25 protein-coding genes and 1 tRNA gene are annotated in these 23,947 nt (G+C 60.1%); 13 read left to right on the forward strand and 13 right to left on the reverse strand.

Going from position 1 to position 23,947, the window contains the following annotated elements; translation table 11 throughout:
* Positions 1-78: 78 nt before the first annotated feature.
* Entirely contained in the window at positions 79-519 is a 441-nt protein-coding gene (locus tag E4P00_RS28815; RefSeq protein ID WP_078820069.1) for a hypothetical protein, read from the reverse strand.
* Here E4P00_RS28815 and E4P00_RS28820 point away from each other — a divergent pair.
* Positions 518-973: a tRNA (cytidine(34)-2'-O)-methyltransferase gene (locus tag E4P00_RS28820; RefSeq protein WP_003171120.1), complete on the forward strand. Its 456-nt coding sequence runs from the start codon at positions 518-520 to the stop codon at positions 971-973. The two genes, E4P00_RS28815 and E4P00_RS28820, sit on opposite strands and share 2 nt — an antisense overlap.
* A 127-nt stretch (positions 974-1,100) precedes the next feature.
* On the opposite strand, the gene secB is transcribed toward E4P00_RS28820, so the two are convergent.
* Genes secB through E4P00_RS28835 form a run of 3 tightly spaced genes read right to left on the reverse strand, consistent with a single transcriptional unit; the run spans position 1,101 to position 2,292 of the window.
* Positions 1,101-1,580 (reverse strand): protein-export chaperone SecB, encoded by a 480-nt coding sequence (secB, locus tag E4P00_RS28825; RefSeq protein ID WP_005783933.1) that lies wholly within the window; start codon positions 1,578-1,580, stop codon positions 1,101-1,103.
* 42 nt (positions 1,581-1,622) lie between these two features.
* Entirely contained in the window at positions 1,623-1,877 is a 255-nt protein-coding gene (gene grxC / locus E4P00_RS28830; protein ID WP_078820067.1) for a glutaredoxin 3, read from the reverse strand.
* Between the two features lies 1 nt (position 1,878).
* Positions 1,879-2,292 carry a rhodanese-like domain-containing protein gene (locus tag E4P00_RS28835; protein WP_003187796.1) on the reverse strand — a complete coding sequence of 138 codons (414 nt, stop codon included), beginning with the start codon at positions 2,290-2,292 and terminating at the stop codon, positions 1,879-1,881.
* A 151-nt stretch (positions 2,293-2,443) separates the two neighbouring features.
* Between E4P00_RS28835 and gpmI the strand changes: the two genes are divergently transcribed.
* From gpmI to E4P00_RS28855, 4 genes are all read left to right on the forward strand, one after another.
* Positions 2,444-3,970 (forward strand): 2,3-bisphosphoglycerate-independent phosphoglycerate mutase, encoded by a 1,527-nt coding sequence (gene gpmI, locus E4P00_RS28840; protein WP_248133515.1) that lies wholly within the window; start codon positions 2,444-2,446, stop codon positions 3,968-3,970.
* 257 nt (positions 3,971-4,227) lie between these two features.
* Positions 4,228-5,523, forward strand: coding sequence for a murein hydrolase activator EnvC (locus E4P00_RS28845; RefSeq protein ID WP_005783927.1), 1,296 nt, complete (start codon positions 4,228-4,230; stop codon positions 5,521-5,523).
* Between the two features lie 30 nt (positions 5,524-5,553).
* Positions 5,554-6,861, forward strand: coding sequence for a S41 family peptidase (locus E4P00_RS28850; protein ID WP_005783925.1), 1,308 nt, complete (start codon positions 5,554-5,556; stop codon positions 6,859-6,861).
* A 2-nt stretch (positions 6,862-6,863) separates the two neighbouring features.
* Positions 6,864-7,637: a divergent polysaccharide deacetylase family protein gene (locus tag E4P00_RS28855; protein WP_005783923.1), complete on the forward strand. Its 774-nt coding sequence runs from the start codon at positions 6,864-6,866 to the stop codon at positions 7,635-7,637.
* A 143-nt stretch (positions 7,638-7,780) separates the two neighbouring features.
* On the opposite strand, the gene E4P00_RS28860 is transcribed toward E4P00_RS28855, so the two are convergent.
* From E4P00_RS28860 to E4P00_RS28890, 7 genes are all read right to left on the reverse strand, one after another.
* The gene (locus E4P00_RS28860; RefSeq protein WP_248133516.1) at positions 7,781-8,536 is read right to left on the reverse strand and encodes an ABC transporter substrate-binding protein; all 756 of its coding nucleotides are present in this window, start codon (positions 8,534-8,536) and stop codon (positions 7,781-7,783) included.
* A 66-nt stretch (positions 8,537-8,602) separates the two neighbouring features.
* On the reverse strand, positions 8,603-9,373 hold the full coding sequence (hisF, locus tag E4P00_RS28865) for an imidazole glycerol phosphate synthase subunit HisF (RefSeq protein ID WP_248133517.1): 771 nt from the start codon (positions 9,371-9,373) through the stop codon (positions 8,603-8,605).
* A gap of 9 nt (positions 9,374-9,382) precedes the next feature.
* Positions 9,383-10,120 carry a 1-(5-phosphoribosyl)-5-[(5-phosphoribosylamino)methylideneamino]imidazole-4-carboxamide isomerase gene (gene hisA / locus E4P00_RS28870; protein ID WP_003171106.1) on the reverse strand — a complete coding sequence of 246 codons (738 nt, stop codon included), beginning with the start codon at positions 10,118-10,120 and terminating at the stop codon, positions 9,383-9,385.
* 39 nt (positions 10,121-10,159) lie between these two features.
* The gene (locus E4P00_RS28875; RefSeq protein ID WP_032878360.1) at positions 10,160-10,417 is read right to left on the reverse strand and encodes a DUF2164 domain-containing protein; all 258 of its coding nucleotides are present in this window, start codon (positions 10,415-10,417) and stop codon (positions 10,160-10,162) included.
* Positions 10,418-11,056, reverse strand: a complete 639-nt coding sequence (hisH, locus tag E4P00_RS28880; RefSeq protein ID WP_005783914.1) for an imidazole glycerol phosphate synthase subunit HisH — start codon at positions 11,054-11,056, stop codon at positions 10,418-10,420. It lies immediately after the preceding gene.
* On the reverse strand, positions 11,056-11,652 hold the full coding sequence (gene hisB, locus E4P00_RS28885) for an imidazoleglycerol-phosphate dehydratase HisB (RefSeq protein ID WP_003187781.1): 597 nt from the start codon (positions 11,650-11,652) through the stop codon (positions 11,056-11,058). Before hisB ends, hisH begins: the two co-directional genes overlap by 1 nt.
* A 232-nt stretch (positions 11,653-11,884) precedes the next feature.
* Positions 11,885-13,546 carry an OFA family MFS transporter gene (locus tag E4P00_RS28890; RefSeq protein ID WP_005783912.1) on the reverse strand — a complete coding sequence of 554 codons (1,662 nt, stop codon included), beginning with the start codon at positions 13,544-13,546 and terminating at the stop codon, positions 11,885-11,887.
* Between the two features lie 326 nt (positions 13,547-13,872).
* On the opposite strand from E4P00_RS28890, the gene E4P00_RS28895 reads away from it, so the two are divergent.
* The 7 genes from E4P00_RS28895 to E4P00_RS28925 all read left to right on the forward strand — a co-directional run bounded on the left by E4P00_RS28895 (position 13,873) and on the right by E4P00_RS28925 (position 20,343).
* Positions 13,873-16,089 carry an AsmA family protein gene (locus tag E4P00_RS28895; RefSeq protein ID WP_223017986.1) on the forward strand — a complete coding sequence of 739 codons (2,217 nt, stop codon included), beginning with the start codon at positions 13,873-13,875 and terminating at the stop codon, positions 16,087-16,089.
* Positions 16,086-17,153 carry an A/G-specific adenine glycosylase gene (gene mutY, locus E4P00_RS28900; protein ID WP_078820063.1) on the forward strand — a complete coding sequence of 356 codons (1,068 nt, stop codon included), beginning with the start codon at positions 16,086-16,088 and terminating at the stop codon, positions 17,151-17,153. Before E4P00_RS28895 ends, mutY begins: the two co-directional genes overlap by 4 nt.
* Positions 17,150-17,422: an oxidative damage protection protein gene (locus tag E4P00_RS28905; RefSeq protein ID WP_248133518.1), complete on the forward strand. Its 273-nt coding sequence runs from the start codon at positions 17,150-17,152 to the stop codon at positions 17,420-17,422. The genes mutY and E4P00_RS28905 overlap by 4 nt, the downstream gene beginning before the upstream one ends.
* A gap of 103 nt (positions 17,423-17,525) precedes the next feature.
* Positions 17,526-17,601 (forward strand) — tRNA-Phe (locus E4P00_RS28910).
* Between the two features lie 25 nt (positions 17,602-17,626).
* A complete protein-coding gene (locus E4P00_RS28915; protein WP_248133519.1) occupies positions 17,627-18,226 on the forward strand; it encodes a TonB family protein in 600 nt (199 codons plus the stop codon).
* Between the two features lie 86 nt (positions 18,227-18,312).
* Entirely contained in the window at positions 18,313-18,984 is a 672-nt protein-coding gene (locus tag E4P00_RS28920; protein WP_005783902.1) for a hypothetical protein, read from the forward strand.
* Between the two features lie 198 nt (positions 18,985-19,182).
* Positions 19,183-20,343, forward strand: a complete 1,161-nt coding sequence (locus E4P00_RS28925; RefSeq protein WP_032878370.1) for a Fic family protein — start codon at positions 19,183-19,185, stop codon at positions 20,341-20,343.
* Positions 20,344-20,365: 22 nt separating this feature from the next.
* Here the strand turns inward: E4P00_RS28925 and E4P00_RS28930 are convergent, their stop codons facing one another.
* Positions 20,366-21,973, reverse strand: a complete 1,608-nt coding sequence (locus E4P00_RS28930) for a hypothetical protein (RefSeq protein ID WP_248133520.1) — start codon at positions 21,971-21,973, stop codon at positions 20,366-20,368.
* 87 nt (positions 21,974-22,060) lie between these two features.
* Positions 22,061-23,026 carry an arsenic resistance protein gene (locus E4P00_RS28935; RefSeq protein ID WP_248133521.1) on the reverse strand — a complete coding sequence of 322 codons (966 nt, stop codon included), beginning with the start codon at positions 23,024-23,026 and terminating at the stop codon, positions 22,061-22,063.
* Between the two features lie 157 nt (positions 23,027-23,183).
* Here E4P00_RS28935 and E4P00_RS28940 point away from each other — a divergent pair, with 157 nt between their 5' ends.
* Positions 23,184-23,597, forward strand: a complete 414-nt coding sequence (locus E4P00_RS28940; protein WP_005783897.1) for a hypothetical protein — start codon at positions 23,184-23,186, stop codon at positions 23,595-23,597.
* The last annotated feature ends 350 nt before the right edge of the window (positions 23,598-23,947 follow it).

Here is a 23,947-nt window from a genome sequence, read left to right on the forward strand (position 1 = left end):
TCCCCTCTTTAACACCGAAGCCTTAGGCTTCACCCCGTTTTGGGAGCCCTGGTACAGGCAGGCCGGGAACTCCCTCTTTTATTGCTCCTGGAGATGGACCTCCAGCCGCCAGCGGTCATCGACCTGCTCGCCTTTCCACTCCCCACGCAACGGTCGCGCCGCCACCAGGTTCAGCAGCAAACCGCCATCGGTCTTGCGCACACGCCAGTTCACGTCCTTGTCATTGACCTTGAGCTGCCCGCTGGCCGCCTTGCCCTGGGCGTCAAACAGCAACGCCACGGTGCCGTCGATATGCTCACCGTGCAGCTTGGGCTCACGGTTGAACCACACCGCTACACCGTCGACAGCAGGCACCACCTCCAGTAACTGGACTGGGTCTGGCGTGGTCAGGCGACCGATCATCAAACCCACCATCAAGCCGACAATCGCCAACGAGCCCAAAACCCTCGGCAATAGCTTCGGCCTCGGGTCTTCTTCAGGGGTAGAATGCAGCGCATCTTTGCCTTCGGAGCCGTGCATGTTTCACGTCATCCTTTTTCAACCAGAAATTCCGCCGAATACCGGCAACGTTATCAGGCTGTGCGCCAACAGTGGCTGCCACCTGCATTTGATCGAGCCGTTGGGCTTCGACATGGACGACAAGCGCCTGCGCCGCGCCGGGCTGGACTACCACGAGTACGCCACCCTCAAGCGCCATGCAGACCTGGCCAGTTGCCTGGAAAGCCTGGGCCATCCGCGCCTGTTCGCATTCACCACCAAGGGTTCGCGACCATTTCACGATGCCAGCTTTGCCGAGGGCGATGCCTTCCTGTTCGGCCCGGAAAGCCGTGGCCTGCCGGCCGAGGTGCTCGACGCCCTGCCCGATGGCCATCGCCTGCGTTTGCCGATGCGTGAGGGCTGCCGCAGCCTGAACCTGTCCAACACCGTAGCCGTCGCCGTCTATGAAGGCTGGCGCCAGCTTGGCTTTAAATAACACCGCATAACAAATGTGGGAGGGGGCTTGCTCCCGATGGCGGAGTGTCAGTCGACATCTAAGTGACTGTTCCACCGCTATCGGGAGCAAGCCCCCTCCCACATTGAGTGCTGCGTCGGGTTCGAGATTACTGAACCGTCGGCGCGCCTTCCTGTTGCATGCGCTGCAGCTCTTGGGCGTACAGGGCATCGAAGTTCACCGGAGCCAGCATCAGTGCCGGGAACGAGCCACGGGTGACCAGGCTGTCCAGGGTCTCACGGGCGTACGGGAACAGGATGTTCGGGCAGAACGCGCCCAGGGTGTGGCTCATGGACGCTTCGTCCAGGCCCTGGATCAGGAAGATACCGGCCTGTTGCACTTCAGCGATGAAGGCCACTTCTTCGCCGTTCTTGACGGTGACCGACAGAGTCAGCACCACTTCGTGGAAGTCGCCTTCCAGGGCTTTCTGACGGGTGTTCAAGTCCAAGGCAACGCTTGGGGTCCATTCCTGACGGAAGATCGCCGGGCTTTTCGGCGCTTCGAACGACAGGTCACGCACGTAGATGCGCTGCAGCGAAAACTGTGGGCCTTGGTCTTGCGCTGCTTCGGTGTTCTGTTGATCAGTCATCGCAGATCCTTCTTTATCTTGGGGTTCTTAAGGGGTTAGCAGTCAGACGGACAGCAGCGCATCAAGTTTACCGGCGCGCTCCAGGGCGAACAGGTCATCGCAACCACCGATGTGCTTGGCGCCGATCCAGATCTGCGGGACCGACGTGCGGCCGGCCTTCTGGGCCATTTCGGCACGCACCTGGGGCTTGCCATCGACCTTGATCTCTTCGAAGGCAACACCCTTTTTCTCAAGCAGGGCCTTGGCCCGCATGCAGTAAGGGCACCAATCGCTGGAATACACGACAACCTTATTCATGTCACTTCACCAACGGCAGGTTATCGCCACGCCAGCTGCTGATACCACCCGACAGCTTGGCGGCGGTGAAGCCGGTCTTGAGCATCTCGCGGGCGTGGGTGCCGGAGTGCTGGCCTTGGGCGTCGACCAGAATGATGGTCTTGGCCTTGTATTTTTCCAGCTCGGCCAAGCGTGCAATCAGCTTATCCTGCGGGATGTTAAGGGCACCAACGATATGGCCGGCGGCATAATCCTTGGCCGGGCGAATATCGACGACAACGGCCTCATCCTTGTTGACCAGCGCGGTCAGCTCCGACGTGCTCAGGCTGCGACCACCGCGGCTCAGTTCATGTGCGATCAGCAACGCCAGCAGGATGACGAAGGCACCCACGAGCAGGTAGTGGGCAGTGGCAAATGCAATCAGGTGATCAACCATCAAGGAGGTTCCAGGGCGTTAAAATGGCGGTAAGTATACACAGCCGCCAAGGAGGGCCAACCCCCGTAAAGCGGTGACGCGCTCGGAACTTCGCTTTAAACTGCCACTCCCTTTTCCATTGTCTTCCTTTATTACCGCCGCGAGAGGATCTATGACTACCACGCCTAAACCTTTGGTCCTGATAATTCTCGATGGCTTCGGACACAGTGAAAGCCAACACGACAACGCCGTGTACTCGGCCAACAAGCCCGTGCTGGACCGCCTGAGCGCTACCGTCCCCAACGGATTGATCTCCGGTTCCGGCATGGACGTGGGCCTGCCGGACGGCCAGATGGGCAACTCGGAAGTCGGCCACATGAACCTCGGCGCCGGACGAGTGGTATACCAGGACTTCACCCGCGTCACCAAAGCGATCCGCGATGGCGAGTTTTTCGAGAACCCGACCATCTGCGCCGCGGTGGATAAAGCCGTGGCCGCCGGCAAGGCCGTGCATTTCATGGGCCTGCTGTCGGACGGCGGCGTACACAGCCATCAGGACCATCTGGTGGCAATGGCCGAACTGGCCTTCAAGCGCGGCGCCGACAAGATCTACCTGCACGCCTTCCTCGACGGTCGCGACACCCCGCCGAAAAGCGCGCAATCGTCCATCGAACTGCTCGACACCACCTTCGCCGCCCTCGGCAAGGGCCGCATCGCCAGCCTGGTGGGCCGTTACTTTGCCATGGACCGCGACAACCGCTGGGACCGCGTGTCCCAGGCCTACAACCTGATCGTCGACGGCCAGGCCGAATTCAATGCCGCCACTGCCCAGGAAGGCCTGGAAGCCGCTTACGCCCGTGGCGAAAGCGACGAGTTCGTCAAGGCCACTACCATCGGCGAACCGGTGAAGGTCGAAGATGGCGATGCCGTGGTGTTCATGAACTTCCGCGCCGACCGTGCCCGCGAGCTGAGCCATGTGTTCGTCGATGAAGGTTTCAAGGACTTCGAGCGCGCACGCCAGCCGAAAGTCGAGTTCGTCATGCTCACCCAGTACGCCGCCAACATCCCGGCCCCGTCGGCGTTCGCCCCGGGCAGCCTGGAAAACGTGCTGGGTGATTACCTGGCGAAAAACGGCAAGACCCAGCTGCGCATCGCCGAGACCGAGAAGTACGCCCACGTGACGTTCTTCTTCTCCGGTGGCCGTGAAGAACCGTTCCCGGGCGAAGAGCGCATCCTGATCCCATCGCCAAAAGTCGCCACCTACGACCTGCAGCCGGAAATGAGTGCGCCGGAAGTGACCGACAAAATCGTCGATGCCATCGACAACCAGCGTTACGACGTGATCGTCGTCAACTACGCCAACGGCGACATGGTCGGCCATAGCGGTAACCTGGAAGCGGCGGTCAAGGCCGTTGAATGCCTGGACCTGTGCGTTGGCCGCATTGTCGACGCGCTGGAAAAAGTCGGCGGCGAAGCGCTGATCACCGCAGACCATGGCAACTGCGAGCAGATGTCCGACGAGTCCACCGGCCAGGCACACACCGCCCACACCACCGAGCCGGTGCCGTTCATCTATGTCGGCAAACGTGACCTGAAAGTGCGTGAAGGTGGCGTGCTGGCGGATGTGGCGCCGACCATGCTGATGCTGATGGGGCTGGAGAAGCCTGAAGAGATGACTGGGACCTCGATCCTGGTCTGATCTAAATGTGGGAGGGGGCTTGCTCCCGATAGCGGTTTATCAGTCAGCTCATAGGTAGCTGACCCACCGCAATCGGGAGCAAGTCGAATCGTCGCACCGCCCCTCCCACATTGGTTTTGTGGTGTTTGATAGATGTCTTTTTGCCATACCACCGCCACTCGGCACCTATCTTGCCCGCAAGCCCCAATTGGGCGTTTTTTTTGCAGCGCTTGGCGGGCATACTAGGCCGTCCTTTTCCCCTGGTGTCGCCCGCCTCTATGCTTCGCGCCTTGATTACCCTTGCTCTTGTCTGCCTGCTTCAACCGGCGTTTGCCGATGAGCGCGCACAAACCCAACAACAGTTGGACGCTACGCGTCAGGACATTACCGAGCTGAAAAAGCTGCTCGGCAAGCTCCAGGAAGAAAAATCCGGGGTGCAAAAAGACCTGCGCGGCACCGAAACCGAAATGGGCAAGCTTGAGAAGCAGGTCCAGGAGCTGCAAAAAGAACTAAAGAAGAGCGAGTCGGAACTGGAGCGACTCGACGCTGAGAAAAAAAAACTCCAGAGCGCACGCGTTGAACAGCAACGCCTGATCGCGATCCAGGCCCGTGCCGCCTACCAGAGCGGTCGCCAGGAATACCTCAAGCTGCTGCTCAACCAGCAGAACCCGGAAAAATTCGCCCGCACCCTCACCTATTACGATTACCTGAGCCAGGCGCGCCTGGCGCAATTGAAGGGTTTCAATGAAACCCTGCGCCAATTGGCCAATGTCGAGCAGGAAATTGCCGACCAGCAATCGCAACTGCTCGACCAGAAAAGCGCCCTCGACGTTCAGCGCGACCAGTTGGACAAGGTGCGCAAGGAGCGCCAGCAGGCTCTGGCCAAGCTCAACAGCGATGTAAAAGCCCGCGACGCCAAGCTCCAGGCCCGCGAGCAGGATCAGGCCGACCTGGCCAAAGTGCTCAAGACCATCGAAGAAACCCTGGCCCGCCAGGCACGCGAGGCCGAAGAAGCGCGGCAAAAAGCGCTGATCGCCCAGCAGGAAGCGGAAAAAAAGCGCCAGCGTGAGGCCGAACTGGCTGCCACCAGCGACGCGCCGGCACCGCGCAAACCCGCGCGCGCCAGCCCCGGCCCGCTGGTTTCCAGCAGCGGCGAGTCGTTCGGCGGCCCTTTTGCTTCGGCACGGGGCAAACTTCCATGGCCGGTTGATGGTCGACTATTGGCACGCTTTGGGGAAACCCGTGGCGATGACACCCGCGCCAAGTGGGATGGGGTGATGATCAGCGCCTCAGCCGGCAGCCAGGTCCATGCCGTTCACGGTGGGCGCGTGGTGTTTGCCGATTGGCTGCGGGGCGCCGGTTTGCTGGTGATTCTCGACCATGGAAATGGCTATTTGAGCCTTTACGGCCACAATCAGACATTACTCAAGTCGGCAGGTGATGTTGTAAAAGCCGGTGAATCCATCTCCACTGTCGGTAACAGTGGCGGCCAGGACACACCGGCGCTGTACTTCGCTATTCGTCAGCAGGGTCGCCCGAGCGATCCCGCACAATGGTGCCGTTCCCAAGGATAGGGCCGCATCTACATTAGGAGTTCGTTCGACATGCTGCATTTGTCCCGCCTCACTTCGCTGGCCCTGACGATCGCCCTGGTGATCGGCGCGCCTCTGGCTTTTGCCGACCAGGCTGCACCCGCTGCAATGGCCGCGACCACCAAGGCGCCGTTGCCGCTGGATGAGCTGCGCACCTTTGCCGAGGTCATGGACCGGATCAAGGCAGCGTATGTCGAACCCGTAGACGACAAGGCCCTGCTGGAAAATGCCATCAAGGGCATGCTCAGCAACCTCGACCCGCACTCCGCCTATCTGGGCCCTGAAGATTTCGCCGAGCTGCAGGAAAGCACCAGCGGCGAGTTCGGTGGCCTGGGCATCGAAGTGGGCTCCGAAGACGGCCAGATCAAAGTGGTCTCGCCCATCGACGATACCCCTGCGTCCAAGGCCGGTATCCAGGCTGGCGACCTGATCGTGAAGATCAACGGCCAGCCGACCCGTGGCCAGAGCATGACCGAGGCCGTCGACAAGATGCGCGGCAAGCTCGGCCAGAAAATCACCCTGACCCTGGTACGCGACGGCGGCAACCCGTTTGACGTGACCCTGGCCCGCGCGACCATCACGGTCAAGAGCGTGAAGAGCCAGTTACTGGAGTCGGGCTACGGCTACATCCGTATCACCCAGTTCCAGGTCAAGACCGGCGACGAAGTGGCCAAGGCCCTGGCCAAGCTGCGCAAAGACAATGGCAAGAAACTCAACGGCATCGTGCTCGACCTGCGCAACAACCCCGGCGGCGTGTTGCAGTCGGCAGTTGAGGTGGTCGACCACTTTGTCACCAAGGGCCTGATCGTTTATACCAAAGGCCGTATCGCCAACTCCGAACTGCGCTTCTCGGCCACCGGCAACGACCTGAGCGAAAACGTGCCACTGGCGGTGCTGATCAACGGCGGCAGTGCCTCGGCGTCGGAAATCGTCGCCGGCGCGCTGCAAGACCTCAAGCGCGGCGTGCTGATGGGCACCACCAGTTTTGGCAAAGGTTCGGTGCAGACGGTGTTGCCGTTGAACAACGAACGCGCATTGAAAATCACCACAGCGCTGTATTACACACCGAACGGCCGCTCGATCCAGGCCCAAGGCATCGTGCCGGACATCGAAGTGCGCAGGGCCAAGATCACCAACGAGATCGACGGCGAGTACTACAAGGAGGCCGACCTGCAGGGTCACCTGGGCAATGGCAACGGCGGCGCCGACCAGCCTACCGGCAGTGGCGCCAAGGCCAAGCCGATGCCGCAGGACGATGACTACCAACTGGCCCAGGCACTGAGCCTGCTCAAGGGCCTGAGCATCACGCGCAGCCGTTGATCATGCGTTTTGCCCTGATCATCGCTGTGCTGTGCAGCCTGGCAGGGGTCGCTCACGCGGCCCCTGCCGGCGAGCCCCACAAAGCCTACCTGACTCTCATCATCGACGACCTGGGGCAAAACCTGCCGCGCGATCGCCGTGTACTTGCGCTGCCCGGCCCGGTGACCGCCGCGATCATGCCCGACACGCCCCATGCCGCCGAATTCGCCCGCGAGGCGCACAAGGCCGGCAAGATCGTGATCCTGCACATGCCCATGGACCCGGCCACCGGCCCCTTCGCCTGGCACCCCGAGTTACCGGTGGAGGAACTCGGCAAGCGCCTGGACGCCGCGTTCCAGGCTGTGCCCTATACCGCCGGCATCAACAACCACATGGGCAGCCGCATGACCGCGCAACCGCAGGCCATGGCGTGGTTGATGGCCGAGCTACAACGGCGCCACAAGTTCTTCGTGGACAGCCGCACCAGCGCGCAGACCGTCGCCGCCGCCGAGGCGCAGAAAATCGGCTTGGCGCATGTTTCGCGGGATGTGTTCCTCGATGACGAACGCACCGAGGCAGCAATTACCACCCAACTGCAAACCGCAATCAAGCTGGCGCATAAGCAGGGTTCGGCGGTGATGATCGGGCACCCTTACCCACAGACCCTGGCGGTGCTGGAGCGCGAGCTGCCCAAGCTCAAGGCCCAGGGTATCGACTGGATCGATATCAAGCTGATGATCAGCGTGCGCAGTAATCGGGCCATGAGTGCCCACGGCAAAAACGGCATTTACCGCTAAATGAAGGCAGCGAAGATTCAATGTGGGAGGGGGCTTGCCCCCGATGGCGGTGTGTCAGCTGTAAATGTATTGGCTGATCTACTGCTATCGGGGCAAGCCCCCTCCCACATTTTGACCGCGTTTATTCTGCGCAACTGCCAACTTCAGAGGTAACGCGCCATGATTTCGTCTACACGACCGCTCTTGCGTAACTCATCCAGCGCAGCCTGGAGCTTGGCGACCACCTCATCAGGCACTTCCCTGTTCAACGCCAAATAAAGCTGCGCACTGTTGAACCGCAACACCGTCTTGAGCCCGTTCACACCAACCTGGCGCGCCAGGTAACGCCCGGCGGGATCGCCGGTGGCCCACAGGTCGATCTGGCCGTCCATGAGTTTTTGCGCATTGTCCTGATCGCGCAGAGCGACAACCGGGTTAAGCCCCTGTTTCCCCAAGGTTTCCGCAATCGCATCGCCCTTGTAAGCGCCGATCTTGTAGCGGCGGGAGTGCTCAAGCTCGTTGAGCTGGATTGTGCTGTCGGCCTTGGCCAGTAATACCCAATCGTCCGGCCCGATGGGGCCGACCCATTTGAACAAGGCTTCACGGTCCGGCAGCCGCGCCATCACAAATACACCGTAACCAGGCTTTTCCAGGGCGAGTTTGTAGATTCGCTCCCAAGGAAAACGCAACGTAAGGTTGTAGGAAATGCCGGCGCGCTGGAAGGTTTCGCGCACAATGTCCACGGCGATGCCTTCGATGTTCTCGTCCTTGGCGAAGTTCTTGCCGTTTTTCGCCATGTTGTAGGGCGGGAAATTTTCCGTCAGCAGCACCAGGGAGGCGTCAGACGGCTCTTCGGCTTGGGCCGTACCAGCCATGAGCAGCGAGGTACTGGCAAGGGCGAGCAGCAGGTGTTTGAACATGAAGGCTACCGGAATCCATGGCAAGCGCAGAGAGTGCCGCGAGCCTGCCATGGTGTCCAGCAGCGTTTAGCGAACGACGATACCGCGCGCTGCCATGTAGGCCTTGGCCTCAGGTACGGTGTATTCACCAAAGTGGAAAATACTCGCCGCCAGCACTGCGCTGGCATGGCCTTCGATAACACCGTCGGCCAAATGCTGCAGGTTACCGACGCCACCGGAGGCGATCACCGGGATACCCAGTGCATCGCTGATAGCGCGGGTCACGCCCAGGTCGAAGCCGTTTTTCATGCCGTCCTGGTCCATGCTGGTCAGCAGGATTTCACCGGCGCCCAGGCCTTCCATCTTCATCGCCCACTCCACCGCGTCCAGCCCGGTAGGTTTGCGCCCGCCGTGAGTGAAGATCTCCCAGCGCGGGGTTTCGCCCGGGCCGGAGACCTTCTTGGCGTCGATGGCGACCACGATGCACTGCGAGCCAAAGTGTTGCGCGGCTTCACCGACGAACTCGGGGTTGAATACCGCGGCAGTATTGATCGAGACCTTGTCCGCGCCGGCATTGAGCAGGTTGCGGATGTCTTGCACAGTGCGCACGCCACCGCCCACGGTCAACGGAATGAACACCTGGCTGGCCATGCGCTCGACGGTATGCAATGTAGTGTCGCGGCCATCGACGCTGGCGGTAATGTCGAGAAAGGTAATCTCGTCGGCACCTTGCTCATCGTAGCGACGGGCGATTTCCACCGGGTCGCCGGCATCGCGGATATTCTCGAACTTGACGCCCTTGACCACGCGACCGCTGTCGACGTCCAGGCAAGGGATGATGCGTTTGGCCAGCGCCATGGTCAGTCCTCAGCCGTTGTAGGCATCGCAGTAAGCCTGGGCTTGCGCAACGTCCAGGGTGCCTTCGTAAATCGCACGGCCAGTGATGGCGCCGATGATGCCAGGCGCCTTGGCGTCCAGCAGCGACTTGATGTCACCCAGGTTGTGAATGCCGCCGGAAGCGATCACCGGAATCTTCGTGGCCGCTGCCAAGGCTGCGGTGAACGGCACATTGCAGCCCTGCATCATGCCGTCTTTGGCGATATCGGTATAAACAATGGCGGACACGCCGTCGGCTTCGAACTGCCTGGCCAGGTCGATCACCTGCACGGTGCTGATCTCAGCCCAGCCGTCGGTAGCAACGAAGCCGTCTTTGGCATCCAGGCCAACGATGACCTTGCCAGGAAACGCACGGCAGGCTTCGGCGACGAAGGCCGGGTCTTTCACGGCCTTGGTGCCGATGATCACGTAGCTCACGCCAGCTTTGACGTAATGCTCGATGGTTTCCAGGGAGCGAATGCCGCCGCCGATCTGGATCGGCAGGTTCGGGTAGCGCTTGGCAATCGCGGTGACCACCTCACCATTGACCGGCTGGCCTTCGAAGGCACCGTTCAAGTCCACCAGATGCAAACGACGGCAGCCACCTTCCACCCATTTGGCGGCCATGCTCACCGGGTCGTCGGAGAACACCGTGGAATCTTCCATGCGGCCCTGGCGCAGGCGTACACAAGCGCCGTCCTTGAGATCGATAGCGGGGATAATCAGCATCTGGCAAACCTTATTCGATATTCAGCAATGCTTGGGAAATCAGGGTTTCTCAAGCGACCACAAGTCGCTTTCGATGCTTTCGAACCTTTCCTTAAGGAGCGTCTGCGTGTCGAAAATCGCCCTGTTGTAATAGTGCGGTGCCACTTCGGTGGTGAACAGCTCAAGAATCTCGGCGACCTCGAACGAGCCCAGCTTGAGCTCGAAGCGGTCTTCCATGAAACGCTTGATCTTGTCGGTTGCCTCACGCTCTTGCTCGGGCGTGAGGTTCAAGATCGGCGGCTTCGGTTTCCTGGCCATTTACCAGCGACCATCCCACGCGGCGAAGTTCTGCAGCAATTGCAGGCCATGGGTATGGCTCTTTTCCGGGTGGAATTGCACGGCAAAACGTGAACCTTCGGCCAGCGCTGCGGCGAAGTCGACACCATAGTGCCCACCACCCACCACCTGGCGCGGGTTACCGGCAGCGATGTAGTAGCTGTGCACGAAGTAGAAACGCGCCATGTCCGGGATTTCGTGCCACAGCGGGTGGTCGACGGTGCGGCGCACCTCGTTCCAGCCCATGTGCGGGACCTTCAAATGCTCGCCGTCTTCATGCAAGTCTTTGCCGAAGAACTTCACCTGGCCGGGAAACATACCGATGCAGTCGACGCCGCCGTTCTCCTCACTGCTGTCGAGCAAGGCTTGCATGCCGACGCAGATACCGAGGAATGGACGATCCTGGCTGACCTCGCGCACCAGGCTGTCAAAGCCCAGGCGGCGGATTTCGGCCATGCAATCGCGAATCGCGCCAACACCGGGGAACACCACACGGTCGGCTTCGCGAATCACGTTGGCATCGCTGGTGATCAGCACCTTGCCGGCGCCTACGTGCTCGAGGGCCTTGGCCACCGAGTGCAGGTTGCCCATGCCGTAGTCGATAACCGCGACCGTCTGCATTACAGGACGCCCTTGGTCGACGGCATTTGCCCGCCCATGCGCTCATCGACTTCCACAGCCATGCGCAATGCGCGGCCGAAAGCCTTGAACACGGTTTCGATCTGGTGGTGGGTGTTGGTGCCGCGCAGGTTGTCGATATGCAGGCTGACCAGTGCGTGGTTGACGAAGCCCTGGAAGAATTCCTGGAACAGGTCCACATCAAAGCCACGGCCCACGTTGGCGCGGGTGTAGGGCACGTGCATCTGCAGGCCTGGGCGGCCGGAGAAGTCGATCACCACACGCGACAGCGCTTCATCCAGCGGAACATAGGCATGACCGTAGCGACGGATGCCTTTCTTGTCGCCGATGGCCTTGGCAAATGCCTGGCCGAGGGTTATGCCCACGTCTTCCACCATGTGGTGGTCGTCGATGTGCAGGTCGCCCTTGCCGACGATATCCAGGTCGATCAGCCCATGACGGGCGATCTGGTCCAGCATGTGCTCAAGAAAAGGGACACCGATATCAAATCGGGCCTTTCCGGTGCCATCCAGGTTGATCGAGGCTTTGATCTGGGTTTCCAGAGTGTCGCGCTCGACAGACGCCTTACGTTCGGCCATCACCAGCTCCGCAAAATCATTGGGCGAAAAAGGCAGCCATTATAGGGGCGCGGGCGCCAAACAGAAACATCGAAGGGGATAAGACTGACGGCGTGTCGGGGTTAGACATGTGCATACATGCATAACCAATGTGGGAGGGGGCTTGCTCCCGATAGCGGTAGATCAGTCAACAATGCACTGACTGATGCGCCGCCATCGGGAGCAAGCCCCCTCCCACAAGGGTTTTGCAGTGTTAGTGGAACAGTACCGCGGTCTTCTGCAGGGTCACCCACACACCCCACGCCAACGGAATACCCACCACCAGCCAGGCGGCGATCGCCAACGGCTTGCTGGCGGCGGAGGCCTTCCACTCCAGCACGGTGGACGCATCGGCACCCTTGTCATGCCCGAGCGCCTGTTCGGCGGCCAGTTCGGCATCGGTCATGAAGTACTTGTCGGCCACCGGGCGTACCAGCAGGTTGCAGATGAAACCCAGCACCAGCAGACCGGCAAGGATGTACAAGGTGATGTCATACGCCGCGGCGCGTTCAACGCCGATGCTCAGCTGATATTCACGCAGGTAGTTCACCAGTACCGGCCCCAACACGCCCGCAGCAGCCCAGGCGGTCAACAGGCGACCGTGAATAGCACCGACCATCTGGGTACCGAACAAGTCGGCCAGGTAAGCCGGAACCGTCGCAAAACCACCGCCGTACATCGACAGGATGATGCAGAACGCCGCCACGAACAGCGCCACGTTGCCCAGATGCCCCAGGTTCGGGATCAGCGCGTACAGGGCAAAGCCCAGGGCGAAGAACACAAAGTAGGTATTCTTACGTCCCAGGTAGTCGGAGAACGACGCCCAGAAGAACCGGCCACCGATGTTGAACAGGCTCAACAGGCCGGTAAAACCAGCGGCAATGGCTGCAATGGAGGCAAGCTGACCGGCATCCAGCTGGCCAAATGGCACATCAACACCCAGCAACTTGCCGCCGAACACTTCCTGCAACAGTGGCGAGGCCATGCCGAGGATGCCGATACCGGCCGATACGTTCAGGCACAGCACCAGCCATACCAGGCGGAATTGCGGGGTTTTCCACGCGACATTCACATGCACGTGACGGTGAGTGATCATCGCGTTGCTGGCTTTTTTCGCCGGCGCGGTCCAGCCCTCAGGCTTCCAGCCGGTCGGCGGAACGCGATACAGCAGTGCGCCACCGATCATGAACACGAAGTAAATCGCCGCCATGACCACAAAGCTCTGCCATACACCTACGCTGGTCGGCGAAGAGAAATGGCCCATCAGTGCCGCAGCCAGGGGCGCACCCACCATCGCGCCGCCGCCAAAGCCCATGATCGCCATGCCGGTAGCCATGCCGCGCTTGTCCGGGAACCACTTGATCAAGGTCGAAACGGGCGAGATATAGCCCAGGCCCAGGCCGATACCGCCAATGACACCGGAGCCGATCCACATCAGCCAGATCTGGTGGGTATAGATGCCCAGCGCCGAGATCAGCAGACCACCGCACCAGCACAACGCCGAGACCACACCGGCCTTGCGTGGCCCGGCATGTTCGAGCCAGCCGCCCCAGATCGCGGCCGAGCAGCCCAGAAAGATGAAGAACAAGGTGTAGATCCAGCCCAGCATGGAGATGGGCCAGTCGCATTGGGACGAGAAGACCTGGGCGATAAAGCTCATGTCTGGCGCGCAGGCGACCGGTGCGGTGATACCCAGCGCTTTGGACAACGGCAGCCAAAACACCGAGAAGCCGTAGGCCATGCCGATGCACAGGTGGATGGCCAGGGCGGCCGGTGGAACCAGCCAGCGGTTGAACCCCGGCTTGGCGATGATGCGCTCCTTGGACAGGAACGCAGGCTGTGCGGCGGCGGTGCCGGCCACAGTGCTAGTGCTCATTGGTGTTTCCCCCAGTTATTGGTATGCGTCCGTCAGGCGCTCTCCTCCTCGGCCTTGCACGCAAAGCGTGGCCGTTTTTTTGAGTGAAGCTCCATTTAAAGCGCGACGATACGTCGCAGAAGGCGGACGAACGTGCAGAGATTAGCATCAGTGGATGACAGAAAAATCAAACTGCCACTACCTTTTTTGGATTATCTGTACTTTTCTGACGTCAAAATCCCATTTCCGAGCTCCTGGATACAATGTAACGATCCGTGAACTGACGCAGGCCGTCGGGCGTTATACTCTTCGGCTAAATTTTGAAATCGACATACAAGGACTCGCCCATGAAAGCGTTCGGCAAAATCCTGGGTCTGGTACTTCTCGGGCTGTTGCTGATCATTGTGGCGCTCGGCTTTGCCCTGACCCACCTCTTCGATCCCAACGACTACAAAGAAGAAATTCGCCAGATAGCCCGCGACAAGGCCCACATCGAGCTGACGCTCAATGGCGATATCGGCTGGAGCCTGTTCCCCTGGCTGGGCCTGGAGTTGCACGAGGCCAGCGTCGCGACCCTGACCGCACCGACTCAACCTTTCGCCGATTTGCAGATGCTGGGCCTGTCGGTACGCGTACTGCCGCTGCTTCGCCGCGAAGTGCAGATGAGCGATGTGCGTGTCGAGGGCCTGAACCTGCGCCTGAACCGCGACAAGCAAGGCCATGGCAACTGGGAAGACATCGGCAAGAACCTGCCCGACGAAACCACGGATACCCCTGCGCCGGCCCCCGTCGAACCGGTGGCTGAAACCAAACCGGAAAAACCCCCGCAGCCGATCCGCCTGGACATCGACAGCCTGACCATCAACAACGCTCGCGTTGAATACACCGATGAACAGACCGGCAAGCAATTGAGTGCCGAGAGCATCCAGTTGAGCGCCGGGGCCATCCACGAGGGCGCCAGCATTCCGCTCAAACTCACCGCGTTCCTGGGCAGCAACCAGCCACTGATGCGCGTCAAGACCGAGCTGAACGGCAACTTGCGCATCCAGCGTGCCCTCAAGCGCTACCAGTTCGAAGACATGCGCCTGAGCGGCGAAGCCACCGGCGAGCCGCTGCAAGGCAAGACCGTGAGTTTCTCCACCCAGGGCCAATTGTTGGTGGATCTGGCGGCCAACGTCGCCGAATGGACCAACCTGAAACTGTCGGCCAACCAGTTGCGCGCCTTGGGCGAACTGAAGGTCAACGACCTGGACAAGACCCCGCAGGTCAGTGGTGCGTTGTCTGTGGCCCAGTTCGATCTGGCCAAGTTCCTTGAGAGCGTCGGCCACCCGCTGCCGGCCATGGCCCCTGGCAGCCTGAGCAAGGTCGAGCTGGTGAGTCGCCTCAAGGGCACGCCCACCAGCGTCGCCCTGGAAAATCTGAACCTGAAACTCGACGAAAGCACCTTCAGCGGCCGTGTCGCTGTCGATGATTTCGCCAAGCAGTCGCTGCGCGTACAGCTCAAGGCCGATACCTTCAATGCCGACAACTACTTGCCGGCCAAATCAGAAGCCGCCAAAGGCGCAACCGCCGCTCGCCAGGCCGAAGTGCAGAACAGCGAGGCCGGTGCGATGGCAGCCGGCGGCAACACGCCACTGCCGGACGCCCCGACCAAAGGCGCCTGGAGCACCGACAAGCTGCTGCCGCTGACCCGCCTGCGCAGCCTGGATATCGACGCCGACCTTGCGTTCGGACAATTGACCCTGAGCCAGCTGCCGATCCAGAACGCGGCGCTGAAAGCCTCCGGCATCGACGGCCAGCTCAAGCTCGACACCCTGAGCGGTGGTCTCTACAACGGTACCTTCCAGGCCAATGGCACGCTCGATGTGCGCCAGGATCTCCCGCTTCTGGCCATGCAAACCCATATCAAGCAAGTACCGGTTGAGAAAATCCTGCAGGCCCAAGGGAAAAACCCGCCGGTCAAAGGCCAGGTCACCCTGGACAGCAACCTGACCGGGCGTGGCAACAGCCAGAAGGCACTGATCGACAGCCTCAACGGCACCGCCAGCTTTGTGATCAATAACGGTGTGTTGCTCAACGCCAATATCGAGCAACAGGTCTGCACCGGTATCGCCCTGCTCAACCGCAAGACCCTGGCCAGCACGCCACCGGGCAAGGACACCCCCTTCCAGGAACTGCGCGGCAACCTGACGTTGCGTAACGGCGTGGCCAGCAACCCTGACCTGAAAGTGCGTATCCCAGGGCTGACGGTCAATGGCAACGGCGATGTCGACTTGCGCGTGCTGGGCATGGACTACCGCGTCGGCATCATTGTCGAAGGCGACAAGCGCGAGGTGCCGGACCCGGCCTGCCAGGTCGGCGCCAACTTCCAGGGCATTGAAGTGCCGCTGCGCTGCCGTGGCCCGCTGGAGCTTGGCGCCAAGGCCTGCCGTCTGGACAAGGACGGCCTGGGCCAGGTCGCCCTCAAGGCTGCCGGCAATCGCCTGAACGAGAAGCTGGAGGAGAAGCTCGACAAGGTTAATCCCAAGCTCAAAGACGCATTGAAAGGCCTGTTCAACCGATGAGAAACGAGCAGTTTTCAGAGGCGGTGCTGGATTGGTACGACCGTCACGGCCGCCATGACCTGCCCTGGCAACAGGGCATCACCCCGTACCGGGTGTGGGTGTCGGAGATCATGCTGCAACAGACCCAGGTGAGCACTGTGCTCAATTACTTCGACCGGTTCATGGCATCCCTGCCGACGGTCGAAGCCCTGGCCGCCGCACCGGAAGACGAAGTGCTGCACCTGTGGACCGGCCTGGGCTACTACACCCGGGCGCGCAACCTGCAGAAGACCGCCAGGATCGTGGTGGCCGAGTACGGCGGCGAATTCCCCCGCGACGTCGAAAAGCTCACCGAACTGCCGGGCATCGGCCTATCGACTGCCGGTGCGATAGCCAGCCTGAGCATGGGCCTGCGCGCGCCGATCCTCGACGGCAACGTCAAGCGCGTGCTGGCACGCTTTACCGCGCAGGAGGGCTACCCGGGCGAGCCCAAGGTGGCCAAACAACTGTGGGCCACCGCAGAGCGCTTTACACCCTTTGAGCGCGTCAACGCCTACACCCAGGCGATGATGGACATGGGCGCCACGCTCTGCACCCGCAGCAAGCCCAGTTGCTTGCTGTGCCCGCTGGAAAAAGGCTGCGAAGCCCACATGCTCGGCCTGGAGACGCGTTACCCGATCCCCAAGCCACGCAAGACCATCCCGCAAAAGCGCACGCTGATGCCGATGCTGGCGAACAGCGAGGGCGCGATTCTGCTCTACCGTCGCCCTTCCACGGGCTTGTGGGGCGGTCTGTGGAGCTTGCCGGAACTGGACGACCTGGAGGACCTCGATCACCTGGCCAACCAGCACGCGCTGCAACTGGGCAAGCATCAGGAACTCCCCGGACTGATCCACACCTTCAGCCACTTCCAGTTGACCATCGAACCCTGGCTGGTCCAGGTCGAGGAATCCGCCCATCACGTGGCCGAGGCCGACTGGCTCTGGTATAACCTCGCCACCCCGCCGCGCCTGGGCCTTGCCGCCCCGGTAAAGACGCTGCTCAAGCGCGCGGCCGACGTATTGAACGCAGGAGTTTCGTCATGACCCGCACCGTAATGTGCCGCAAGTACAAAGAAGAACTGGAAGGACTGGAACGCCCTCCGTACCCGGGCGCCAAGGGCCAGGACATCTACGACCACGTCTCCGCCAAAGCCTGGGGTGACTGGTTGAAACACCAGACCCTGCTGATCAACGAAAAACGCCTGAACATGATGAACGCCGAAGACCGCAAATACCTGGCCGGCGAAATGGATAAGTTCTTTTCCGGCGAGGAATACGCCCAAGCCGAAGGTTACGTGCCACCTGCTCAATAATTGATCAAAAACCGGGGTCGGCACGTAAGCGACGGTAATAATTAAATATTTTTTGAAAACTTGCTTGACGACCCCCTGAAAAACCCGTTTAATGCGCCCCGTTGCCCAGATAGCTCAGTCGGTAGAGCAGGGGATTGAAAATCCCCGTGTCGGCGGTTCGATTCCGTCTCTGGGCACCAAAATACCGAGAAACCCCAAGGAACAATGTTCCTTGGGGTTTTTTATTGCCTGCGATTTAATGGGCCCTGGATCACCCTGGACCCGAATGCCGAGCAGGAGCACCTTGAGTCAGGCAATCACGATACCGGCACCGATCAGGCCCATCGAGAGAGCCGTCGAGGGAGTGAGCCTTCCAAGCGCCTGGATTTGAATACTCTGTGGCGCCAGATAGTACGGACGCAAAAAATGCTCAAGGAAATATGTATGAAGTATTGCTGGATCGCACTTGCCCTGCTGCTTGGCGCCTGCGCAAGAACCCCTTCCCCAGAGCAACTGGCAGAACAGCAGCTATGGGAACAACAGTTGATAAGCCATATACAACTGTTCAAATTTTACCCGGCAAACGCTCAGGCGCAGGGGCTGGAAGGCCAGGTCAATATTGAATTCATCATCGATGCCCACGGCAACTTGTTGCGTCAGCGCGTGATCAGTCACTCAGGCTCTGAGCTTTTTGTTGCTGCCGTGCAGGCATCTCTTCCAGCAGCATCGCCAATGCCTGCTCCGCCTGCGTCAGTTCTCAAGGATGGTGAAGTCGAGGTGCGCGCACCCTTTGTGTTTTGCGTGACCCCATCCTGCGCAGGCTAAGCTAAGCCCCAGAGCGATTGAGGCTTGTTTTTCACTGGCTTCAATCGTCCACCCTTTACCCCATTCACAGCTGTAAGGTTTCTTTCATGACACGCCTCTTGCTCTGCTCGCTATTACTGCTGACTGCACTACTCAGTGGATGCGCCACGCAAATGGACGTAGCGATCAACGCGACACCCGATCCGGACTATCACTTCGACCGCCAGGCAACCGTACTGGTGACGTCTGTCGGGGGCAGCGACGAAAACGCACTCAATGCCCGGTACTACCTGCGCGACATGGTCAGCGCCATGAAGGACCAGGGCTTTCGCAATGTCTTTACCGACACCACGCTGCCCAAGAACCATGCACCGATCAAAATGACCATCACCCTTGATGTCGAAAGCAAGCAGGTCACTTACCGCTACACCGCTACCGAGTATGGCCAGGTAGCAAACAGCACCACCACGCAGTGCAAGAAGAACAAGAAAAAGACCGATCAACTGACCTGCACCAGCACTCCGAACACCTCCTATGGCCCGGTAGGCACATCGGAACGCACCGGTTACACCACCCTCACCACCTTCCGGGCTACCGCTCGGGACGAGGCGAGCAGGCGCGCGGTGTATGTGCTTCGAGTATCGTCCTATAACGACGATTGCCAGGCGGCGAAGGTCGAAGCCTTCCTGGTACAGCAGGGCCTGCAGAACCTGAACTTCCAGGACCGCGTGCAGCGCAATTACACGGTGACGATGCCTGAGGGGTATCGCTGCAAATAGCTTGCTCCCGTCCGGATACAGCTTGGGCACCCTGACCAAAGCCAACCGGACCTAGTTTCATTGGGGATGTTTTTCACTTATCCGAACTGTTTTTTTGAGATAGTGTAGGGCCTCATCAGGCCCCTAACGCCTTCCCTACGGGCATCAAATCAGCCTGCTTTCGAGATAATCAAAATATCAATTGGAGATACTTTCCATATGCCCGAGTTTGCTCATCACGATCTGGAGCTATTGAACCCCTCGTTCGACTCGGGCCTGGTTGATGTTCTGAGCGAGCTGGAACACCTGCGCCGCCTGCAACTGGGTGGCGATACACCGCCTGCTGTTTTTTTCCAGTTGAAAGCCCTGTTTCATACGCTGGAAAGCCTGGGCTCTGCACGTATCGAGGGCAACCACACGACACTGGCCGACTACATCGAAAGCAAAGTCGAAGGGGCAGCCGAGGCTTCAGATCCGTTGCGGGAAATTGCGAATATCGAAAAGGCCATGGACTACGTCGAAAGCATCATGCAGACCGGCGCTGATCTCACGGAGTTTGCGATTCGAGAGCTTCACTCAATCACCGTCCAGGGACTGCAACGCGAAGGTGATCGTACGCCAGGTGCTTACCGCGAGTCCGGGGTCAGCATTGCCCAGTCCGATCACCTCCCGCCCGAGGCGGTGATGGTGCCAGGCTACATGCAAGAACTCGTCGCCTTTGTGAATAAGCAGGATGCCCCCAAGTACGATCTGATGAAAGTCGCGCTGGCCCACCACCGGTTTGGCTGGATCCACCCATTTGGCAACGGCAATGGCCGCGTCGTGCGCCTTCTGACGTACGCAATGTTGATGAAGTACGGCTTCAACGTCAGCGCTGGCGGCCGAGTCCTGAATCCGACGGCAGTCTTCTGTATCGACCGCGAAAAGTATTACTCGATGCTTTCCACCGCTGACACAGGCACCAAGGAAGGCCTTGAGGCTTGGTGTACGTATGTGCTGGCAGGCATTAGAGATGAATTAGAGAAAGTCAGCAGGCTGACGGACTACCGCTACCTGACCAGGCACATTCTTGCCCCCACCATTGCATTGGCGAAAGACCGCGCATGGATAACGCCTCTTGAAGAGAAAATTCTGAGCACGGCGATCCAACTGAAGGTGGTCAAGTCGGGCGATATCGCTGACGCTCTACCGACACTGTCCGCCGCCCAAAGAACCTATCAAATAAAAAAACTGGTCGACCAAGGGATGCTGCTTCCCATCAGTCCAGGCGCTCGGCAGTACACAATCGGGTTCTCAAATAATTATTTGATCAGAGGGGTTATCAAATCCCTGCGCGAAGAAGGCTTTATCCCTGAGCAGCTGGACAAACCTTATCCATGAGGAGGCCCGCCAAGTTGCCCCCTCACTTCAGCAAAAACACCATCAACGGATTGTCATTCAGCCGCCCCGCAAAGCTTGGCGCCAATTGCTCCACCGGCGAGCCCTTCAACAGCGCAGTCTCCTTGCGCGGCACAATCACCCAGGATGGCCGGGGCAGCTCACTCAGTTTCTCAAGCTGGTGACGCCCGACAAACAGTGGCTGCTCATCGTGATCCAGGTTCATCATGTAGCGCACCGCCCAGGTGTCCCGGGCCAGGTCGACAAACACCAAAGGGCCAGGCTGCGACTCACGCAGTGCCTCCACCTGGCTGACAAACCGTCGGGTGTCGAATTGCAGGTCCTTGGCCGGTTCTATCACCGCTACCAGCAACAACCATTGCGCCGCCAGTGCGATCACGCTGAGCCATACCAGACGCAACGGCCGGCGCCAGGCAATCAACGCCGCGAGTTGCAACACCACCAACACACCAATCATCAGCGGCAGGGAAATATCCGGCCAATAGCCCTGCTTGTGCCAGGCGTTCCGACACACAAACAACACAACCACGCACAACGCCGGTAACGCTGCGACAAGCCCTTCGTAACAACGGCGCACGCCCAACAGCCAGCCTTGCGCCTGGAGCAGCCCATAGGCCGCGACAGCCGCAAACATCGGCACCATCGGCAAGATGTAATAAGCGCGCTTGAAGTGCGGCACCGACAACCCGAGCAGAATCATCAAGCCACACGCCCCGAGGCGCACCAGCAGTTGCAGCTGCCCGTCGACCCAGCGCTCCGGCCAGCGATGGCGCAGCGCGACCAGAGTGGCTAACGCCAGCGGCACCACCGGGAAGTAACGGTACAAACTCAGCTGGAAATAGAAATAGAACGGCTCACCGGACTCATCCAGGCGCCCGCCGACCTGCATCCTGAACACTTCATCAGCAAAGGCATCACCGCCACTCAATCGCGCAAGCTTCATCAGCAGCCACCAGCACACTGTTAGCAGCACCAGGCCGATAACGCCGTGGATCAGGACTTGCCGGACGCGTTCGCCCGGCCTGCCCAGCGCCCAATACACGCACACCACCCCACAGACCTCAATCAACCCCAGGGGGCCACGAATGGCAAAGGCCAGGACGAACAACGGGAACACCGCCAATTGCCGCAGCCGCGACCCCAGGCGCTCGCCACTGTGCAGCAGATAGAAACTGCCGACACACAGCAGCGCGATCATCTGGTCCAGGCAGACCGAGCGCGATTTTTCGAGCAACTGGGTGGTGAGCAGCGTCAGCAGCACCGTCAAAAATGCCCATGGGCGACTGAACGGCGCCAGCAGGCGGTACATCAGTGCGATCACACCGGCCGATGCAAGCGCGGTGGGCAGCACATTCGCCAGATGGTTCGGCGCATCAAACCAGCGCGCGAATACAAAACTGAAGAAGGTCGCAGTGCCTGGGTAGTCCGCGTAAGGTTGACCGTAAGTGGTAGGGAAAAAACTGGCGCCGTGGCGAAACATTTCCTGCATGAACAACGCCCAACGCCCATCAAAGCCCTGGGGCTGCTGATCCCAGATCCCCAACGTGAACAACAACAGGGCGATCAGAAAGAGGCCCAAGGACTCCAGGCGAAAACGGTTGCGATGATCCATCGGGTGACCTGTCAGGTGGGAAGCGCTGGCGTATGGTGCCGAGCACTGCCCTGAATAGCGCCTGAACAAACCTGAACATTCACGCTTTTATCGACTTGCGGGCCACACCACTGCCGGAATCAGGCGAACGTAGACTAACTCGGCCACCAACTCGACGAGGGTTTGCAGGATCACCGCCGCCGCAGCCAACCCGCGCATGTCCTCCGGTAAGGCCAGCGCCAATGGCAATACCACCAGCGAGTTGCGCGTCGAAGCACTGAACGTCACCGCCCGTGCGCTTGGCGCAGGCAGCGCAAACAGTCGCGCAACCAGGATCCCCATCAACGGCGCCAGCAGTACGAAGCCCAGGTAGATCGCAAGCACTGGCAGCAACAGGTCGAAGTCGCGCATCACCGATGTGATTTGCGACCCGATCACCACGAACAGCACCAGGGCCATCGCCGGCACCGGCAACCACGCCCACGCACTGCTCCATTTGTCGACCAGCCTTGATCGTCGCGCCAGGTAGGCCGTCAGCACAGCCAGCAGCATCGGCACCACGATCAACAACAGGAATGCCTCGATAAACGGGCCGATCTCAACCACCACACCCGAGTGTGCGCCCAGCATAAAACCCAGGTACACCGGCAGCAGTGCCAACTGCAACAGCAACAGCAACGGTGTGGCCGCCAGCATCAACCGCGAATCGCCCTTGCCGATGTGGGTGAACACCACCACGTAATCAATACAGGGCGTCAACAACACCAGCAAGGCCCCCACCAACAGCCCGGGATGCCCCAGCAGGCCACGGGTCAGCGCCCACACCAGCAATGGCACCAGAACAAAGTTGGCCAGCAACAACGCCGAGACAAAGCGAATATTGCCCAAACCCTGGCGCAGATCGAGGAAAGGAATCTGCAGGAACATCGCGTACATCAATACCGCGATGGCGGGCGTGATCAATACGCTCAAGCCGTGAGCCACTAGAGGCGCGAACACACCACAGGCAGCGGCCAGCAGGATGGCGACAAAATAGAAGGGGATCTGGTTATGCTCAAGGGCATCGCGGGTCATGAAGACGCTCTGGCAGATGACAAAGGCATAGCCTATTGATCTATGGCCTGGTGGTCGAGCGCGATGAACGACCAAACCCGCCCGGATTTCCTTGGGATTTACCCCAACCTGCGCTTCAATACTCCACCCCGATCCAGAACCCAAGGATGTTGAGCCCATGGCTTCGCCGAACAAGCAGCAAAAACGCGCCCAGCGGGCAAAGACCAAGGCCAAGCAAAACCGCACCCAGCGCGCCGTCGCGGCCAAGCCGGATGCGTTCGCCGGCGACGACAGCCGCATCGATCTTGAATCGGTGGACTTGACCGAACTGTTCGTCGAGATGCGCACCGCAGGCGAGATCAGCCAGCAGGCACTGTGCGCGGTATTCCTCGCACACCCGCTGTTGGCGCTGGTGCTGGAGCAGGAAGGTGAAGAGGAAGCGACCGACTTTATCCTGGCGGCGCTGATTGAATATCGGCAGTGGGCCACTGACAGCGATGACGAGGCCGCTGCGTTGGCGTGGATCGAATCGCCGCAGTTCCAGGCGGACTATGTAGCAGCATCCCAGGCGCTGACAGCCTCAACAGACTGACACATATCAAAATGTGGGAGGGGGCTTGCTCCCTCCCACATTTGCACCACATTCCGTCAGTTGAGCACTGCTGCACCTGATTTCTGGGCCTTGTCGCAGCTCGCCACTACCAATACCACCTGCAAGCTCAGCATCTCAGTCGCTGACAACCTCAGCAGACTGACGCGTATCAAAATGTGGGAGGGGGCTTGCTCCCAATGACAGAGTCTCAGTCGACATCTCAGTGACTGACACACTGCATCGGGAGCAAGCCCCCTCCCACATTTGCATCACATTCCGTCAGTTGAGCACTGCTGCGCCTGATTTCTGGGCCTTGTCGCAGCTCGCCACTACCAATACCACCTGCAAGC

The sequence above is a fragment of the Pseudomonas sp. B329 genome (assembly GCF_023127835.1).
GTDB lineage: Bacteria > Pseudomonadota > Gammaproteobacteria > Pseudomonadales > Pseudomonadaceae > Aquipseudomonas > Aquipseudomonas synxantha_A.

Coding starts and splice junctions, on each gene's coding strand:
- grxC (WP_078820067.1), bottom strand. CDS start 1,877: ATGAATAAGGTTGTCGTGTATTCCAGCGATTGGTGCCCTTACTGCATG.
- secB (WP_005783933.1), bottom strand. CDS start 1,580: ATGACTGATCAACAGAACACCGAAGCAGCGCAAGACCAAGGCCCACAG.
- E4P00_RS28835 (WP_003187796.1), bottom strand. CDS start 2,292: ATGGTTGATCACCTGATTGCATTTGCCACTGCCCACTACCTGCTCGTG.
- E4P00_RS28905 (WP_248133518.1), top strand. CDS start 17,150: ATGACCCGCACCGTAATGTGCCGCAAGTACAAAGAAGAACTGGAAGGA.
- E4P00_RS28875 (WP_032878360.1), bottom strand. CDS start 10,417: ATGGCCAGGAAACCGAAGCCGCCGATCTTGAACCTCACGCCCGAGCAA.
- hisA (WP_003171106.1), bottom strand. CDS start 10,120: ATGCTGATTATCCCCGCTATCGATCTCAAGGACGGCGCTTGTGTACGC.
- E4P00_RS28820 (WP_003171120.1), top strand. CDS start 518: ATGTTTCACGTCATCCTTTTTCAACCAGAAATTCCGCCGAATACCGGC.
- hisH (WP_005783914.1), bottom strand. CDS start 11,056: ATGCAGACGGTCGCGGTTATCGACTACGGCATGGGCAACCTGCACTCG.
- E4P00_RS28855 (WP_005783923.1), top strand. CDS start 6,864: ATGCGTTTTGCCCTGATCATCGCTGTGCTGTGCAGCCTGGCAGGGGTC.
- E4P00_RS28815 (WP_078820069.1), bottom strand. CDS start 519: ATGCACGGCTCCGAAGGCAAAGATGCGCTGCATTCTACCCCTGAAGAA.
- E4P00_RS28860 (WP_248133516.1), bottom strand. CDS start 8,536: ATGTTCAAACACCTGCTGCTCGCCCTTGCCAGTACCTCGCTGCTCATG.
- E4P00_RS28925 (WP_032878370.1), top strand. CDS start 19,183: ATGCCCGAGTTTGCTCATCACGATCTGGAGCTATTGAACCCCTCGTTC.
- hisF (WP_248133517.1), bottom strand. CDS start 9,373: ATGGCGCTGGCCAAACGCATCATCCCTTGCCTGGACGTCGACAGCGGT.
- E4P00_RS28935 (WP_248133521.1), bottom strand. CDS start 23,026: ATGACCCGCGATGCCCTTGAGCATAACCAGATCCCCTTCTATTTTGTC.
- E4P00_RS28915 (WP_248133519.1), top strand. CDS start 17,627: ATGTTCCTTGGGGTTTTTTATTGCCTGCGATTTAATGGGCCCTGGATC.
- E4P00_RS28845 (WP_005783927.1), top strand. CDS start 4,228: ATGCTTCGCGCCTTGATTACCCTTGCTCTTGTCTGCCTGCTTCAACCG.
- E4P00_RS28930 (WP_248133520.1), bottom strand. CDS start 21,973: ATGGATCATCGCAACCGTTTTCGCCTGGAGTCCTTGGGCCTCTTTCTG.
- E4P00_RS28895 (WP_223017986.1), top strand. CDS start 13,873: ATGAAAGCGTTCGGCAAAATCCTGGGTCTGGTACTTCTCGGGCTGTTG.
- E4P00_RS28940 (WP_005783897.1), top strand. CDS start 23,184: ATGGCTTCGCCGAACAAGCAGCAAAAACGCGCCCAGCGGGCAAAGACC.
- gpmI (WP_248133515.1), top strand. CDS start 2,444: ATGACTACCACGCCTAAACCTTTGGTCCTGATAATTCTCGATGGCTTC.
- mutY (WP_078820063.1), top strand. CDS start 16,086: ATGAGAAACGAGCAGTTTTCAGAGGCGGTGCTGGATTGGTACGACCGT.
- E4P00_RS28890 (WP_005783912.1), bottom strand. CDS start 13,546: ATGAGCACTAGCACTGTGGCCGGCACCGCCGCCGCACAGCCTGCGTTC.
- hisB (WP_003187781.1), bottom strand. CDS start 11,652: ATGGCCGAACGTAAGGCGTCTGTCGAGCGCGACACTCTGGAAACCCAG.
- E4P00_RS28920 (WP_005783902.1), top strand. CDS start 18,313: ATGACACGCCTCTTGCTCTGCTCGCTATTACTGCTGACTGCACTACTC.
- E4P00_RS28850 (WP_005783925.1), top strand. CDS start 5,554: ATGCTGCATTTGTCCCGCCTCACTTCGCTGGCCCTGACGATCGCCCTG.